At 67.7% G+C, this 15,921-nt stretch carries 12 protein-coding genes; 1 reads left to right on the top strand and 11 read right to left on the bottom strand.

Annotated features, from left to right (window positions below; all coding sequences use genetic code 11):
• Nucleotides 1-6: 6 nt before the first annotated feature.
• The 7 genes from ACZ7OI_RS41115 to ACZ7OI_RS41085 form a co-directional block, all read right to left on the bottom strand.
• Nucleotides 7-3,258: an ATP-binding protein gene (locus ACZ7OI_RS41115; RefSeq protein WP_470269533.1), complete on the bottom strand. Its 3,252-nt coding sequence runs from the start codon at nt 3,256-3,258 to the stop codon at nt 7-9.
• On the bottom strand, nt 3,255-3,893 hold the full coding sequence (locus tag ACZ7OI_RS41110; RefSeq protein WP_470269532.1) for a hypothetical protein: 639 nt from the start codon (nt 3,891-3,893) through the stop codon (nt 3,255-3,257). Before ACZ7OI_RS41110 ends, ACZ7OI_RS41115 begins: the two co-directional genes overlap by 4 nt.
• Nucleotides 3,894-4,270: 377 nt before the next feature.
• Entirely contained in the window at nt 4,271-4,459 is a 189-nt protein-coding gene (locus ACZ7OI_RS41105) for a hypothetical protein (RefSeq protein WP_470269531.1), read from the bottom strand.
• A gap of 848 nt (nt 4,460-5,307) precedes the next feature.
• Nucleotides 5,308-6,756, bottom strand: a complete 1,449-nt coding sequence (locus ACZ7OI_RS41100) for an MFS transporter (RefSeq protein ID WP_470269530.1) — start codon at nt 6,754-6,756, stop codon at nt 5,308-5,310.
• Nucleotides 6,757-6,855: 99 nt separating this feature from the next.
• Nucleotides 6,856-8,127, bottom strand: coding sequence for an aspartate aminotransferase family protein (locus tag ACZ7OI_RS41095; protein ID WP_470269529.1), 1,272 nt, complete (start codon nt 8,125-8,127; stop codon nt 6,856-6,858).
• Nucleotides 8,128-8,222: 95 nt separating this feature from the next.
• Nucleotides 8,223-9,086: a phytanoyl-CoA dioxygenase family protein gene (locus ACZ7OI_RS41090; RefSeq protein WP_470269528.1), complete on the bottom strand. Its 864-nt coding sequence runs from the start codon at nt 9,084-9,086 to the stop codon at nt 8,223-8,225.
• A gap of 126 nt (nt 9,087-9,212) precedes the next feature.
• Nucleotides 9,213-9,821, bottom strand: coding sequence for a TetR/AcrR family transcriptional regulator (locus ACZ7OI_RS41085; RefSeq protein WP_470269527.1), 609 nt, complete (start codon nt 9,819-9,821; stop codon nt 9,213-9,215).
• Nucleotides 9,822-10,144: 323 nt separating this feature from the next.
• Here ACZ7OI_RS41085 and ACZ7OI_RS41080 point away from each other — a divergent pair, with 323 nt between their 5' ends.
• Nucleotides 10,145-11,023 carry an NAD(P)-dependent oxidoreductase gene (locus ACZ7OI_RS41080; protein WP_470269526.1) on the top strand — a complete coding sequence of 293 codons (879 nt, stop codon included), beginning with the start codon at nt 10,145-10,147 and terminating at the stop codon, nt 11,021-11,023.
• Nucleotides 11,024-11,083: 60 nt separating this feature from the next.
• Here the strand turns inward: ACZ7OI_RS41080 and ACZ7OI_RS41075 are convergent, their stop codons facing one another.
• Genes ACZ7OI_RS41075 through ACZ7OI_RS41060 form a run of 4 tightly spaced genes read right to left on the bottom strand, consistent with a single transcriptional unit; the run spans nt 11,084 to nt 15,915 of the window.
• A complete protein-coding gene (locus ACZ7OI_RS41075) occupies nt 11,084-12,631 on the bottom strand; it encodes an AMP-binding protein (RefSeq protein ID WP_470269525.1) in 1,548 nt (515 codons plus the stop codon).
• The gene (locus ACZ7OI_RS41070) at nt 12,624-14,066 is read right to left on the bottom strand and encodes a flavin-containing monooxygenase (protein WP_470269524.1); all 1,443 of its coding nucleotides are present in this window, start codon (nt 14,064-14,066) and stop codon (nt 12,624-12,626) included. Before ACZ7OI_RS41070 ends, ACZ7OI_RS41075 begins: the two co-directional genes overlap by 8 nt.
• Nucleotides 14,063-14,812, bottom strand: a complete 750-nt coding sequence (locus ACZ7OI_RS41065) for a gamma-glutamyl-gamma-aminobutyrate hydrolase family protein (protein ID WP_470269523.1) — start codon at nt 14,810-14,812, stop codon at nt 14,063-14,065. The genes ACZ7OI_RS41070 and ACZ7OI_RS41065 overlap by 4 nt, the downstream gene beginning before the upstream one ends.
• Nucleotides 14,809-15,915: a Zn-dependent alcohol dehydrogenase gene (locus tag ACZ7OI_RS41060; protein ID WP_470269522.1), complete on the bottom strand. Its 1,107-nt coding sequence runs from the start codon at nt 15,913-15,915 to the stop codon at nt 14,809-14,811. The genes ACZ7OI_RS41065 and ACZ7OI_RS41060 overlap by 4 nt, the downstream gene beginning before the upstream one ends.
• Between the last annotated feature and the right edge of the window lie 6 nt (nt 15,916-15,921).

The raw sequence follows: 15,921 nt of genomic DNA, 5'->3' as shown, positions 1-15,921 counted from the left end.
CAGACATCAGCTCCGCCGAGCGCGGGCGATGACTTCTTCGACGGTCAGCGGGCTCGGCGGGTGGTGGCTCAGGCAGATGGGGGTGCGGATCTTCTGGAAGGCCAAGCCCTCGGCGACGGCATAGAACTGGCCGGCGCCCAGCCGGGAAATGTCCGGCACCGAACTGGCTTTCGCGGCTGCCATTTCCTTGGCAGCCGCGATCTGCGACGGACTGTTGAGAAAGCCGAAGAACTGCGTGGCGGCGTTGCCGGAAATCCGGTTGTGGATACCGCGCGGCGCCTGCGTGGCGAACACTAGGCCGAGACCGTACTTGCGGGCCTGCGAGGCCAACGCGAGAGTGCTGTAGGTGCTCGCGGTAAGCGCACCGGACGGGGCGATGGTCTGTGCCTCGTCCATGATCAGCAGCCCACCGAGCGGCCGGTCACCCGCGGGATGCCGCTTGATCCAGGCGAACAGGGCCATCTGGAGCTGGTGGATAAAACTCTGCCGTTGTTCCTCGGCGGACAGGCCGATCAGGCTGATCACCGAGATCCGGGCACGTTTCCCGGCCGCCGGAGTGAGCAGCACACCTGGGTCCACCGGCTCACCGGCACCTCCGAATAGCGGATCATTGATCATGGCAGCGCGCAGGGTCTGCGCCATGTCCGCCGCCATTTCGTCTGCCTTGGCCAGTGGCGTGACGTCATCGGGCAGGTCGCCGAGCAGATCCAGGAAATCGCCCAGCCCACCGCCGGTCCTGTGCGCGAAGTACCGCAGCGCCTGGTTGAGAACGGCGCGCGATCGCTCGGCCTTCGCGGTTGCACCGTCGGCACGGGCACGCGGTGCGAGCGCGGCGACGGCTGTCTCGATGGCCTGGCGGAATTCGTCCGGGTTGTCCGCGACCGCGGCGAAGTCGGGCAACGGACGGAACGTCAACGGCCGGCCTGCTTCCCAGCGAGGCGTCCAGACCACCACGTCGGTGTTGCGAAGGTAGTCGTCGGCGCGGGCCACGTCCTCGGATCTCCAGGCATCCGGCGGCTGCGGCCATGAGTCGGCGAGCCGGGCCAGGTCGTTGTTGGGGTCGAGCACGATCGCGGAGACGCCGCGCAGCGCACACTCCTCGACGAGCCGTCGGATCAACACCGTCTTGCCCGACCCGGATCCGGCGAAGATCGCCAGGTGTTTCCGCAACGATTCCAACGCAATCGTCACCGCCGCACCGGTATCCATCCGGTCTCCCACGTGCAGCGTCAGCTGGTCCGCTGTCGCTGGCGCGGCCGCGAATAGGTTGGTCGTGCCCGGATCGGCTGTCGGCCTGGGCAGGTCGGACGATCGCGGCCCTGGAGCGGGTCCGGGTTCAGGATGTCGTGGATCCGCGTCGTCCGGCGGATCGCCGAACACCTCGCGCAGCAACGCGGTGCGGCCGGCCGGACGGCGGCTGAGCATCCATGCGTTGAACTGGGCCGTCGGCAGGGTCGCGGCCAATCGCTCCAATGCGGCGAACGTGCGGAGACCGGTCTCCAGCGCCTCCCTCGACAGCCGGACCACCACCCCGCCCGCGGCCTCGAATTCCCGGACCTTCTGCCGGGTACCACTGCCTTTCGACCAATCGCCGGTGCGCAGCAGATAGACCTTGCGTTTCGGCACCGCCGGGTCCAGGCCGGTGGCACTCAGGACCCGGACAATGCGGTTGATCACCGCTTTCCCGTTCGTCCACGCGATCGCCCGGAACGACCAATAAATCTGGTCCTCGGTGTCTTCGTCCACGATCCGCCGCAATTCGCCGTGCAGGGCCGGATTGCCGGCGGCCATCGTCTCCGCCGGCACCTCATACTGGACGCGTTCCTCGCCCTGTTCGGCGACCCACCAGTTCAAGCCACGACGCAGGAGGTCCGGTATGCACCGATCCTCCTGGTGCGGGTCGAACGCCTTGGCGATCTCCGCGTTCACGCCGGCATCGTTCACCAGGGCAGCCAACCGCTGGTCGATCTCGGCGAATGCGCCGTGCTCGACCGGCGACAGCGCAGGCCCTGGTCGCGGCGCGGACACGTCGGGCCGGCTCGACTCGTCGAGACTGGTCAGTTCGATGACCTCATTCGCCTCCAGGCACGTCTGAATGTGGGCGTCGACCCGGAGAATGAGGCCGCGCGCGGTGAACCGGACCGCGTCAGCGAACGCCTCCGGCCGTACCGGCCAGCTCGGATAAGGCGGAGTGAAGCGGACCTTGCAGAATTTGAGCGCGAATCGTTTTTCTATGAGCGCCTGCCCGACCGCTGCCGTCGGGATGGTGTCCAGTTGCTCGGCACGACGGAACCGCTGCGCGACGGAGCCCGGCGCGTAATCCCGGATGCCCTGCCAGACTGCGTCCATACAGGCCACCAGAACCAGTGACCGGCGGGTGGCTTCGCGCAGTTCCATGAGCCCGCTGCCGACATCCTCGAACAGCCGCCTCCTGGGCAATCCTATCGGGTCCGTCACCGGGTCGAACCCGGTTTCCGATGCGGCACTGTCGGTTCCTCGCTCTGACTGTTGGATCAGCGTGTCGATTTGGTCCAGTGCGATCACACTCGGCCCGGTGAGCGCGATCAGCTTGAATAGATCGCTGACCATTTCGTGCGATGTTTTACGGCTGGTGCGAAGGCCCCACTCGGCTCGTTCGCCGACCACCGATTCGTTTTCCGAGGACAGGTAGGCGATGCCGATCTCCCTGATGGTCACCGAATCACTGGCCAGCAACACCAAGGCTCGCAGGGTGTGCCCGCATTCGAAGGCGAGCCGCCGATCGAACCGGTCCAGCGCCTCTACCATTTCGTCGAGCCCGGACCGGGTCGGCTTGTCCAGTCCCATGAGCTGCCGATGCGCGGGATCGGGCAAAGCGAGTTTCCGGGACAGCTCCCGCCGCAGGATCACGCCCTGTTCCACACCGCCGCTGCCGGACTGGAGAAGACCGCCGAGCACGTCGAGCACGACCTTCTGCCAGAAAGACCTTTCGTGCCGCAGTTCGAGGGCGAAAAAGTAGCCGCCCGCCGCGCTGATCCGCTTCCGCACGGTAGCGGCGAGATGGGTCTTGCCTGAGCCGGGCCGTCCGGTGACGGCCACGCCGATCGGGCTCTCTGCGTCACTGGCCTCGGCGTCGGCGAAGCCAGTCATGACCGTCCGCAACGCCTGATCGTTGAGACCGTCTACGTGCGCCTCCGGCTCGGTCCACACGCTCTCTCTGGTGGGTGCCCAGTTGGTCTTGGCCAGTTCCGTCAGTGCGTCGCGTTCGATATCCTTCATGACTGTTCAATCGACAGCAGGTGTACGTCCTCTCCGCCGGTGCGCAATCCGGCGGCTCGGTCCGCCTGGGTCAGCGTTTTCTGGTTGAACTCGGGATTGAGCCGCACTTTCGGTTCCAGGGCCAGCCGGAGAAGGGCGGCGTCCAGGTCGGAACGCGCCACGTCGGCGAAGGCACGCCGCAGCCGGGTCAAGCTGACCCCCGCTCCGGGCGCGGCAGCCAATTCGGTGTACGCGGCGCGGATTCGGTCAGTGATATCGCCGTCCGGGGCACCCAGCTCGTCGCCTAGGACGAAGATGTCCGCGACACGCAGGTCGGAACGTGCCATGAAAGCAGCGAACCGGCGGGTCAAGGCGTATTGCAGGCGGGTAGCCTTTTGCGCGCGCTTCGGAGTGGGACTGCCCAATTCGTCGCCACAGCGCCGCCAGCCCTCGTCCGTCAGTTCATGCACCCAGGCCCGGTATCTACCGGTCTGCCACGCCTTGATGTAGCCCAATTCAACCAGGTGCTCCCGCTCCGCTTTCTTGATCTCGAAACCCAGTTCGTCGCGGAGGTCGGCATTCGACGCTTCGCGTATCAGGGTCATCAGTGCGAGCAGCGCGGATCGTTCCGGCAGGGTGAGGTGCGGGTCCGCCATGGGTCCGAACGTACCCGGATACCGACATAACGGGGAGAGCCGTCGCTGGAATGACGCAATGACCCCAGCGGGCCGTGACTCTAGGCATCGACACTAAAGACATATCAGAAGCTGAAATGTCAAGCCGTGACGTTCTCGAGGTGATGCGACCAGGCGGTCGCATCGTCTCAGGGGAGTACTGGTCTTAAGTCCGACGTGCAGGGTGCCCACAAACCGGCTGGCCAGCGGCCGGCCGGTCACCGACCCGGTGTTCCTGGTGCCCCGTGATTCCGCGCCGCAACCGTCCCAAACGGCTGAGCCGCCGAGGGGCCGGACGGACCAACGTGCTGACCCGGCTCCCCCGGCGCGCCGCTTGCCTCTGCGGATCCTGCCCTCTCCTACCACGTCGGAAGGTTGGGCAGTTTCGCTGTGACGATCAGTTCCGGGAGTGGCCGCGCACCCGCGCCGCTGGCCGGGGACGGCGGAAGCGGGCGGCGCGGCTCGCGCACTCCGACACCACCGCCGTCCTCGTCGTCGCCCCGCTCGCGGTCAAGGAACTCGGCCAGGTCGTCCGTCCCCAGCGCCATGCCCGGGGACCGGACCTGAGCCGTCGCGCAACCTTACAGCGTTTACCGTCGGGCATGGCCGCCCTCTCATCGGTGCATGACGCCGTTAGTAGCCGCGGTGGTGGTGTATGAGACGCTCGTCCTGTTAGGGGCCTCATGGCGGTCCGCGGTCGTCAAGGAAAGGGAAAGTGTCCGCCCACAAGCCGTTGGCGCCCTGGGAAATGTCTTGAAACCGCCCTCAACCTCCAGCACGTCAGCTCCCCCGTCGAGACGGCCTCCGACTTTCCACCGCCGGAGGACTCGCCGACCGTAGTTGTGTGTCCCCGCCACCCGATCCACCTCCGCACCCGACGGCCGCCGCCCCCTTGCGGCCTCCTGCTCGTAGTGCAGCCACATCCTCCGCTCAGCCGTCAACTCGCCGTCCACCACGCCAGCCTCCGACGCTGGATCCACGGCTGCCTCGGTTTCACTCGCTAGCCCGGCCGACTCGACACCCGCCGGCAGGACGACCGGAGCAGGTCGATGGCCCTGCAATGCCCGGTTCAGCAACTCCACAGCAATCAAAAAAGCAAGCGGAGGGCAACCCGCCACCGTCACACCGAACACGCCCAAAGACGGAGCCGCGCCGATACTCGCACACAACGACAGCCGCGCACATATGCCAGGCCCGCATATCCACGCCGACGCCCCAGCAGCGAACGCATCCCGCGAGCTGGACCCGCGCGGTTCGCGCGATGAATGATTGTCCCGTGCCCTGCCGGATATGCGGCGGTGACCAACCTCGATGAGGGCAGCGGCTGAGCGTCCCGAAACGTTGCCAGCTAGGCAAACCCGCCGGGACACCAGCCTCGTCGGCACGTCCGTCCTTTCTACGGATGCTGCGTCATGAGCGCTTTGAACGCTCCCGGATGACGTCGCGTCGACAGGAGGACCGCGGCGAGGATCGCGACCGGGAACAGCGCCGTGACCACGTATCCGGCCGTGTACAGGGAAGCCACCGGGACGCCGGGCAGGCCGGGGATGAAGGAAAGCGACAGGACGACTGTGATCACCGCGGCGCCGAACGCGGAGCCGATCATCATGACCGTGCCAGGCAAGCCAGCCGCCATTCCGGCCTGTTCGTCGTTGACGACGAGTTGCGGGACAGCGAACGATCCGCTGTAACCGGCACGGCTTCCGAGGCCGACGATCGCCGAGCCGACTAGGTACTGCCAGGTGTATTCGTGCGCGACCGCCAGCCACAGCAGTCCGGCCATGCAGATTGCGGCCCCGCCCGCGAGGATGACGGCGGGCCTCCCCTGCTGGACCATTCGCTCGGCGGCCTTGCCGCTGATGAACATCGTCAACGCGAACGGGAGCATCAGAAGGCTGGTGGAGAGCGCGTCCGCACCGAGGCCGTAGCCGACCTCGCTCGGGGTCTGCGTGTAGTACGTCACGAGGAGGACGAAACCCGCGTCGACGGCACCGAAGAGGAATGACGACACGCAGGCCGTTGTCGCGAAAGGCTTTTTGAGCAGGCTGAGATCGAAGATCGCGGCCTTCGAGTTGCGTTCCGCGCGGGCCCAGAACACTCCGAGCACCACACCGGCCACGAGTACCAGCAGGCTGACAATGCCCCAGACACTCACTTCGGAGACGGCGAGCAGCACCAGGCTCACCCACGCGATCATCCATACGGTGCCGCGGACTTCGATGCGTGCGGACGAGGCGGGCCGCGACGGCGGTACCACGATCAGCAAGGCGACGGTCGTCACCGCGAAGGCTGCGGCGAGGATGTAGAAGAACGACTGCAGGGACAGGTATTTCACGGCGAGACCGCCGCCGACCATTCCGGCGACCACGCCCGTGCCGGTGGTCATGATCAACACGCTGACCGCCGTGGCGATGGACGCGCCGGTCAGGTTGCGCCGCAAGAAGCCGAGCGGGAGCATCTGGGCCGCGCTGCCGAAGCCGAGCATCGCGGATCCGACGAGCAGAGCCGGATACGAGTCGCCGATCGCCGCGACGAGGGCGCCCGCGAAGAGCAACAGCCCGGACCCGAGCAGCATCTTGCGGTCCTCGACGACGTCCTGCATCCGCGGGATGAGCACGAACCCGGCGCCGCTGCCCAGCGCCAGGACGGTGAAGACCCACGTCGCGGCCGAGACTCCGATCCGGAACTGGGACTCCATGGCAGGCAGCAGCGGAGCGAGCATGAAGGCGACCGCGATCGTCACGGTGCACAGCAGCCAGGAAACGCCGATCAGCGCGGTTCGCCGGGCGGGGCGCTCCGTGACCGGCAGCGCGGAAACGACAGCGGAATCATTGTCTTGAGTCATTCGGTTCATCCCTATTCGACAGTGAAGAACAGGCGTTCTTGGCAATAGGTCCGAGTGTCAAGCGCAATCGTCAGTCTCGTGGAATGGCGGTTGAAGGCATTAGCGCGGATCCGCGCGAACCTGCCTGAGAACTCGTTCGAGAGCCGCCGCCGTCTGCTCGACGTCGGCGATCGAGTGTGCGGTGCTGAGAAAGATCTTTCCCGACGGCATGAAAACGGCGCCCGCGCCGAGCATTCCGCCGGTGATTTCGGCCCAGAGGCCTCCGGTGCCGTGCAGGCTCGTCTGCTCGCCGCGCGGGACGAATTGCAGGAGCGAACCGACGCGCCGGAGCGAGCCCGGGACGTCTGCCGAGATCAGCACGTCGCCGATGACCTTTTCGAAGGCCGCACCCAAAGCGTCGAGCCGATCGAAGACGCCGGGTTCCGCCGACAATTCCATCGCCGCCGTTACCGCGGCCAGTGCCACTGGGTTTCCGTTGAAGGTGCCCGCGTGCGTGACGCCGTCTTCCACCAGGTCGATGATGTCGCAGCGGCCGGCGACCGCGCTTTGGGTGAATCCTCCGGCGATGGCTTTTCCGAAGGTGGAAAGGTCCGGGCGCACGCCGAACAGTTCGGCGGCTCCCCCGCGGGCGATCCGGAACCCGGTGATGACTTCGTCGAAGATCAGCACCACGCCGTGCGCGTCGCACAAACGCCGCAACGTTTCGAGGAAACCCGGCACCGGGGCGTGCACGCCGGCGTTGCTCATGATCGGATCGACGAGCACGGCGGCGATCCGGCGTTCCTCCGCCTCGGCGAGAAGCGCTTCGATTCCGGAAATGTCGTTGAACTGCGCGATGATCAGATCAGCACAGGCGTCTGGGCTTTGGCCGCGGCTGGCGGGAACTGCGGTTTCGCCGGTGTCTCCGGCGCCGAGGCTCGCGTAAACGCTGTCGTGCCAGCCGTGGTAGGCCTTCGTGAACTTCACGACGCGATGCCGTCCGGTTGCGGCCCGGGCGAGCCGCAAGGCGATCTGCACCGCCTCCGTCCCGGTGTTGGTCCACAAGAGACGCTCGGCTCCCGGCACCGATTTGAGGACCGCTTCGGCGGCTTCGTACTCGAGACGGTGGCCCATGCCGACGACCTGCATCGAGGTCATCGCCCGGGCGACCGCGTCGATGACGCGGGGGTGGCTGTGGCCGTGCACCAGCGGGCCCCAAGCCATGACGTAATCGACGTAGCGGTCGCCGTCGAGGTCCCACAGATGCGCTCCGCGGGCGCTCTCGACGAACAACGGGACCGGTCGCATCGCCGCGCGAAGTCCCGAGCTGACCCCGCCTCCGACGCTCCGCTTCGTGCGTTCGTAGGCAGTCCTGGACGAATCGATGGCCATGGATCTTCCCTCGGGACAAGGGGGCCGGCCCCGCCGGAGAGCGATCCGCCGCTCTCCGGCGCGCCCGGGCCCGTCGTGCGAACGGCCGGACGGGCTCAGAGCCCGAGGTAGTCGCCCAGCTCCTCGTAGTCCACCTGCCAGAGACCGGGCGAACCGATGGGGTACTGGGACCGGAAACCGAGAATCCGCTGCACGCGCGGCGAAAGCGTGCGCGCGATGTCCAGGTCGACGAGGAACGGGTACGCCTCCTCGCCGGTGAGGAACCCGAGGTTGAACGGGAAGGCCAGCCCGCGGCGGTACTCGTCGGTCGTGACGTTCGCGCCGCCGCCGTGCACGGTCTTGCCGCTGTAGAAGAACGCGTCGCCCGCGTTCATGACCGCAGGGATGGTGTCCTCGGGGCGGCCGCGGTCCTCGAAGTCTTCCCAGAGGTGGCTTCCCGGGATGACCCGGGTCGCGCCGTTCTCCTCGGTGAAGTCGGTGAACGCGATCATGAAGTTCACGCACGCCTCCGGGCCTCGCGGCCCCATGCCGACGAACGGGTACCAGTTCTCCAGGTCCCGGTGCAGCATCTGCGCCTTGTTGCCCGGGCCGATTTCGATCAGCTGCGCCGTGGTGAGCCAGTAGGTGCCGGACTGTTCGAGGAAAAGGGCGTCGCAGAGCGAGTGGATCAGGTCCTTGTCGAGGACCTCCTCGCGGAACGTCTTGCTGTGCGTCACCAGGTTGGTCAGCCGCTTCGTGTTGCTCCCGTGGAATTCGGCGACGATCTCGTTCTCGTGCTTGGAACCGGGCGACAGCGCGTTCATCGGCCCGTCGACCTCGGCGTTGAACCGGGCGATCTGGTCCGCCGACAAGAAGTTCTTGATGATCACGCCGCCGTCCCGCGCGACGATCTCGAGGATCTCGGCAAGCGGCGTCGCGACCTCGACGGAACGCAGTTCGGCCTTGGTCTCGGCAGTCATCGCTCTCTCCACTCCGACGCCCGACCAAGCGTCTTGGTCATTTGATCTGGTCGAGTGACCAAGAGTGTGAGCGGCGTCCCATGAGGTGTCAAGAGCCGAACCGCGAATCGCCGCGGAGGAAACGGACTATGAGGCGTCCGAGGCGAATTCCTCCCCGCGCGCACGGGCGCACAGCCCCGGAACGCCCGCGAGGAACGCCGCGACATAGGCGTCGACGTGCGCCTGGCCCTGCAGCGCCGCCCGCTGGACGACCAGCCCGTCGGCCACGCCCGCCAGCACCGACGCGAGGGCTTTGATGCGATCGGCGGGCACGGACGGACCGGCGGAGCGCTGCAGGACGTCCGCCACCGACCGGAGGTACACCTCGGCCGATTCGGCCGCGAGCGCCGGCCGGTGCCGGGCCATCCACAGGTACAGATCGAGCTGCGCCAGCGCGTAGTCCGGGTGCTCGACGACCCAGCGCCCCATGAATTCGACGAGCCGCGTGACGGTCACCTCCAGCTCGGCCGGCTCCATCGAGTCGAACGCCGAGGCGGCCTCGTCCGCGAGATGCTGGAAGACGGCGAGAAAAAGCCCGTCCTTGTCCCGGAAGCAGTAGTGCAGCGACGCCAGCGGGGCGTTCGCCGCTTCCGCGATCCGCCGCGTCGTCGCGCGCGGCACCCCCTGCTCGGCGATGATGCGGACCGCCGCCTCGATGAACTGTTCCGAACGGACCTGCGTCGGCACGTGCGCCATCGGATCTCCCTCGTTCCCCCCTGGACGTCGCCGTCCTGGGCTTTTGACCAAGTCAATTGTATGAACGCGGCGAGACCGGAGCCGACCGACTCGCGCGCGATGCCGGAAATATCCCTGGCTCCGCCGCGCCGCGGTCTGCGAAGTTGATCTAATCAAACGCCTTGATCGGATGACCAAGTACGCCTACAGTCCGTGCGACAGGTCACAACCAGGGAAGCCTCAGGCGTCCCGCCCGCCGGCGAACAACGCCCGCGCGGCCGTCCCTGTTCGACGCGCACTCGCCGCTTCCCCGCCATTCCCGGTGAACCGATGTTGGGAGACTCATGGACGAGCAACCGGAATTCGACGTCGCGCTCCTGGGCTGCGGGAACATGGGAGCCGCGCTCGGCCGCGCGGTTCTCGCCGGAGGACGCAGCTTGACCGCCTGGAACCGGTCGGCTGAGAAGGCCCAGTCCCTCGAGCGGTTCGGAGCGCGAACGGCGAGCACTGCGCGCGAAGCGGTCGGCTCGGCGCGGACGACGATCGCCTGCCTCAGTACTTACGAAGTTCTCGAGAGCGTCCTTGTAGACGCGGACCTGCCGGCCGGGCGCACCTTGATCAACTTGACGACCGGCGCTCCCGGCGACGCCACCCGGATGTCGCGATGGGCGGACAAACAAAAAGTGCATTACCTCGACGGCGCGGTGCTGGCGTTCCCCGAGCAGATCGGCGGCCCGGAGTGCCAGCTGCTCGTCGCCGGGCCGCCGGAGGTCTGGGAGTCGCACCGGGAACTGGTGCGCAGCTTGGGAGGAGCCTCCCGGCACGTGTCCGGCGCCGCGCACGGAGCGAACGTGCTCGACATCGCCGGGGTCGGCGCGTTCTACGGGACCAGCATCCTCGCTTTCATCGAGGCAGCGCGCTTCGTCACGGCGAGCGGGGTCGCCGTGAGCGAAATGATTGCTCTGGCCCGGCAGATGGAAGAGGTCCTGCACGCCGCGCAAGACCAGTTCGCCGAGACGCTGGAAACCGGTGACTTCTCCACCGACCAGGCGACGATCGACGTGTACCACGCAGGCGTCGGGCCGTTCCGCGACGCCATCTCCGAGCGGCTGGACTCGGCACCCATGTTCGAGGCCGCGACAGGTTTGCTGAAGCGCGGAGTCGAAGCCGGTTTCGGCGCCCAGTCCCTGTACGCGCTTTTCAATCTCTACCGCACCCGATAGACCGCCTCCGGTCGCGCGGGGCCTTGCTGACGGCCCGCGCGACCGGAGGTTCCCAGCTGGCTACGAGTGTTCCTCGGCCGCACGGGCGCGGAGGAGGAACTTCTGTGTCTTGCCGGTCGACGTCTTCGGCAGGGGCCCGAAGACAACGAGGCGAGGAGCTTTGTAGCGCGCCAGCCGCGCCTTGACGTGGTCTACCAGTTCTTCCGCGGTGGCGGAGGCACCCGGCGCGAGTTGCACGAACGCAACGGGGATTTCGCCCCACCGGGTGTCCGCCGCTCCGACGACCGCGGCTTCGAGCACCGCCGGATGCTCCGCCAGGACGTGCTCGACCTCGACGCTGGCGATGTTCTCGCCGCCGCTGATGATGACGTCCTTGCTCCGGTCGCGGATCTCGAGATAACCGTCGGGGTGGCGCACCGCGAGGTCGCCGGTGCGGAACCAGCCGTCCGGAATCGCCGCCCGGGTGGCCGCCTCGTCGTGGAGATAGCCGAGCATGACGTTGTTGCCGCGGAGCGCGATCTCCCCGACCGTCGCGCCGTCGGCGGGCACGTCGCCGCCGTGGCCGTCGACCACCCGGGGCGGCAGGGACACGAGGTTGCCGACGCCTTGGCGCGCCTTGAGCCGCACGACGGTTTCCTCGGCCAGGTCTCGCCATTCCGGCACGGGCTCGCAGACGAGCGCGGGACCGAAACTTTCCGTCAGCCCGTAGAGGTGCGTGACGTCGAACCCGAGCCGGGTCATCCGGCGGAGCACGGCTGGTGCCGGGGGTGCGCCGCCGGTGCCCACGGAAACTTGCCGAGGCAGCGGCGAGGCTCCTGCGAAATGGGCGATCAGGTCGAGAACCGCTGGTGCGCCGTTGAGACTCGTGACGCCTTCCTCCTGAATCAGCCGCCAGATCTCCGCGGGCTCGACTTTGGGCAGGCAGACGTGTGTGCCGCCGGCCGCGGTGACCGCCCAGGTGAAACACCAGCCGTTGCAGTGGAACATCGGCAGGGTCCACAGGTGGACGGTGCGCGGGCTCAGCGCGAAGTGGTTCGCCATCGCCAGCGCCTGGAGATACGCCCCGCGATGGTGGTACATCACGCCTTTCGGGCGTCCGGTGGTGCCGGAGGTGTAGTTGACCGCGAGCAGGGATCGTTCGTCGGCGACTTCTTCCTGGACCGGCTCAGCCCTCGCGAGCAGGTCTTCGTACGCGGAGCCCGCGTCGATGGCCACGAGCGGAGTTTTCAGCGCCGCACAGACCTCGCCGACGATCTCGGCATAGGACGGGTCGTAGACGAGAACTCCGGCATCCGAGTGCTCCAGGATGTAGGTCAGTTCCCGCGTGCCGAGCCGGGTGTTGAGCGCTACCAACGGAACTCCGGCCCACGGGACGCCGTAGTGCGCTTCGAGGGCGACATGGGTGTTGGGGGCCAGTACCGCCACCGGCCTCCCGGCCGCGACCGTGCGAAGCCCTCCGGCGAGCCGGCGGCACCGGTCGCGGAATTCCGTGTAGCTCCACCGCTGTTCGCCGTCGATGACAGCGGTTCGCGAGCCGTGCGCCGCGGCCGCCCGGTCCAGGAACGCGGTGGGCGTCATCGCCGACCACGCGTGAGAAGAGTCAGCCATAGCGGAGCACCCCGTCGTCGACCGTTTCGAAGAGCCGGACCGTCTCGGCGTAGTTCTGCGGGTTGACCCACGGCTCGCGGTCCCCCTGCGCCGGCATCCGGTCGGCGGCTCGCTGCATGTATCCCGAGGTGACGCCCGGGGTGTAGGGAAGCCGCGGCATCGCGTCGTCAGCGGGCACCGGAGTGACCCGCGTGGCGCCGGTCTTGTCCATGTGCTGGAGAACGCGGCACCAGAATTCGTTGACGATCTCGATCCGCAGGGTCCACGACGAGTTGACGAACCCGAAGCCGTAGACCAGGTTCGGCACGCCGGAGAACGCCAATCCCTTGTAGGTCCAGCTGCGCCCGAGGTCGACGGCCTCCCCGTCGATCTCGAACGTCGCCTCGCCGCCCATGACGACGTTCAGCCCGGTCGCCTTGACGATGAGGTCGGCTTCGACCTCGGTCCCGTCCCGCAAGGTCAAGCCGGCCGGGGTGACTCGTTCGATGTGGCCGGTCACCACCTCCGCGGCTCCGTCGCGGATCGCCCGGAACAGATCGCCTCCCGGCACGACGCACACGCGCTGGTCCCAGGGCTCGTAGTCCGGGGTGAAATGGGCTTCGCGCACGTCGGGGCCGACGACCTCGTCGATAGCGTCGAAGATCAGCTTTTTGAACTCCTCCGGATTCTCGCGCGCGTGCCGGTACGTCTCCTGCTGATTGTGGAGGTTGCGCAGGCGGATCTCGTGAAACGCCTTCTCCGCACCGATCTCCTCGCGCAACTGCTCGGCCTCGGGATCGACAGCCGGCGCGATGTAGACGTACGTGGGCGACCGCTGGACCATCGTCACTTTCGCCGCCTGGTCCGCGAGGCTGGGAATGAGCGTCACGGCGGTGGCACCCGAGCCGATGACCGCGACGCTCCGGTCCCGGCAGTCGAGGTCGTCCGGCCACTCCTGCGGGTGCACGATCCGGCCTTCGAACGACTCCTCACCGGGAAGCGCGGGGTTGAACCCGCCGCGGTAGCTGTAATAACCGGTGGCGAGATAAAGGAACCGGCACCGCACCCGGTCCTCGCCGGACGCGTCGCGCACCCCGAGCGTCCACGTGTTGTCCGCGCTGTTCCAGGACGCGGACTCCAGGCGGGTCCCGAACCGGATCCGCTCGGTGATCCCGAACTGGTCGGCGGTTTCGGCCAGATAGCTCTTGATCGACGCGCCCGACGCGATCGCCTCCGGCTCGACCCACGGCTTGAATCCGAAGCCGAGCGTGTACATGTCGCTGTCGGAGCGGATGCCCGGGTAGCGGAACAGATCCCAGGTGCCGCCCACGGAATCGCGCATCTCCAGCACGGCGTAGCTCTTGTCCGGGCAGGCGCGCTGAAGCTGCGCCGCCGCGGCGATTCCGGTGATGCCGGCGCCGACGATGACGACATCGACCTCTGGCGGGCTGGTCATTCTCGGCTCCCTATCGTCGATGCCTGTTCGATCAGCCAGGCGAAGCACGGCTCAAGTCCTTCGGACGCCTCGGGATGCCACTGCACGCCAAGGACCGGACGGCCGGGCAGTTCGATCGTCTCGGCCGCTCCGTCGGGCGCTCGTCCCGAGATCACCAGCCCTTCTCCGGGGCGGTCGACAGCCTGGTGGTGCCAGGAATTGACCGGCCGCCGCGTTCCGTAGAGCCGCTCGGCCAACGATCCGGCCGCGAAGTCGACCGGATGTTCGCGGTCCGGTCGACGATCCGGGACGGCGGCGAGAGAGTAGTGCGTGATCTCGCCGTCGACCAGATGCGGAACCAGCGTGCCGCCGAGGGCGACGTTGAGGACCTGAGCGCCCCGGCAGATCCCGAGTACCGGAATTCCGCGCGCGATCGCGTGGCGGGCCAGGGAAATCTCGTAGTCGTCGCGGCGGCGGTCGATGACCAGGATTTCGCCGTCGGTCGGACTGTGCGCCGGGGGCGGTCCTCCCCACTTCTCGGGATCGACGTCCTGGCCGCCGGTGAGCACCAGGGCGTCGACGCGTTCGATGACCGCCGGTCCGGCGGATTCGTAGGGCAGCTGAACGGGAATCCCGCCCGCCTCGGCGATCTTCATGCCAAATTCCGCCCAGAACATGTCCGCCTGGCACGCGGACCAACGGCGGTCGACGCCGTTGAGCGTCCGCGCGGAGATCCGGCGCCCGGTAATCGCGATCAGCGGCTTCACGAGCCGCCCCCGATGTTCACGAGCACCCTTGTGCCGCCAGCGTTCTTCATCAGTTCGAACCCCTCGTTGATCCGGTCGAGCGGGACGGTCGCCGACAGCATGTCGTCGAGGTTCAGCCGGCCCTGCTCGTAGTAGCGGACGTAACCGGGGATGTCGGCCGGGAACTGGTTGGAGCCCATCAGCGCGCCCTGGAGCCGTTTTTCCCGCAGGAACAGCTCCGACGCGCGGATCGAGACGGGCTGGCTGTCCGGCACCAGGCCGACCACGGTCGCGGTGCCGCCCGGGCCGAGCATGGCGAAGGCCTGCTCCACCGTGGCCGCGAGCCCGACGGCCTCGAACGAGTAATCGACCCCGCCCTGGGTCAGCTCCTGGACCGCTTCGACCGGGTCATCCCGTCCAGTTTGGACAGTGAGCGTCGCACCGAACCGCTTCGCGTCGGTCAACCGGGCCTCGACCGCGTCGACGGCGATGATCTCGCGAGCACCGGCGAGGCGGGCGCCCTGAATCGCCGCGATGCCGATCCCGCCGCAGCCGACGACGGCGACCGTCGAACCCGGTTCCACCCGCGCGCTCCGGAAGACCGAACTCAACCCGGTCACGACGGCGCAACCCAGCACCGAGGCGGCGGCGAGCGGCATGCGTTCCGGGATGCGCACGACGGAGTGCTCGTGCACCACCATCGCCTCGGCGAACGCGCCGAGCCGCGCCGTCGGGTGCACCGGCTGGCCCCGTTCGTTGACCAGGACCGGCCGGGTCCGGCTCCCCAGCGAACCCCGGTGCGGGCACAGGGTCATCCGGCCGGACAGGCAGAACCGGCAGCTGCCGCAGTAGATGCTCAAGCACGTCACGACGTGGTCGCCGGGCCGCAGCGCGCGAACCCGCTCGCCCACGTGCCGGACGACGCCGGACGCCTCGTGCCCCAGCAGGGTCGGGCACGAGGCAGGCCACGTGCCTTCGATCTCGTGCAGGTCCGAACGGCACAGACCGGCGTAGTGCACGTCGATCAGCACCTCGTCCGGGCCAGGATCGTCCAGGACGAGCGTTTCCAGCTCAAGCTTGCCGGGCGCGTCGTTGAGCACCGCGGCGGTGACGGGTACGGGCATGGCGGT

This window comes from Amycolatopsis sp. NPDC114503, assembly GCF_055633655.1.
This window is presented reverse-complemented; position numbering and strand designations above follow the sequence as displayed.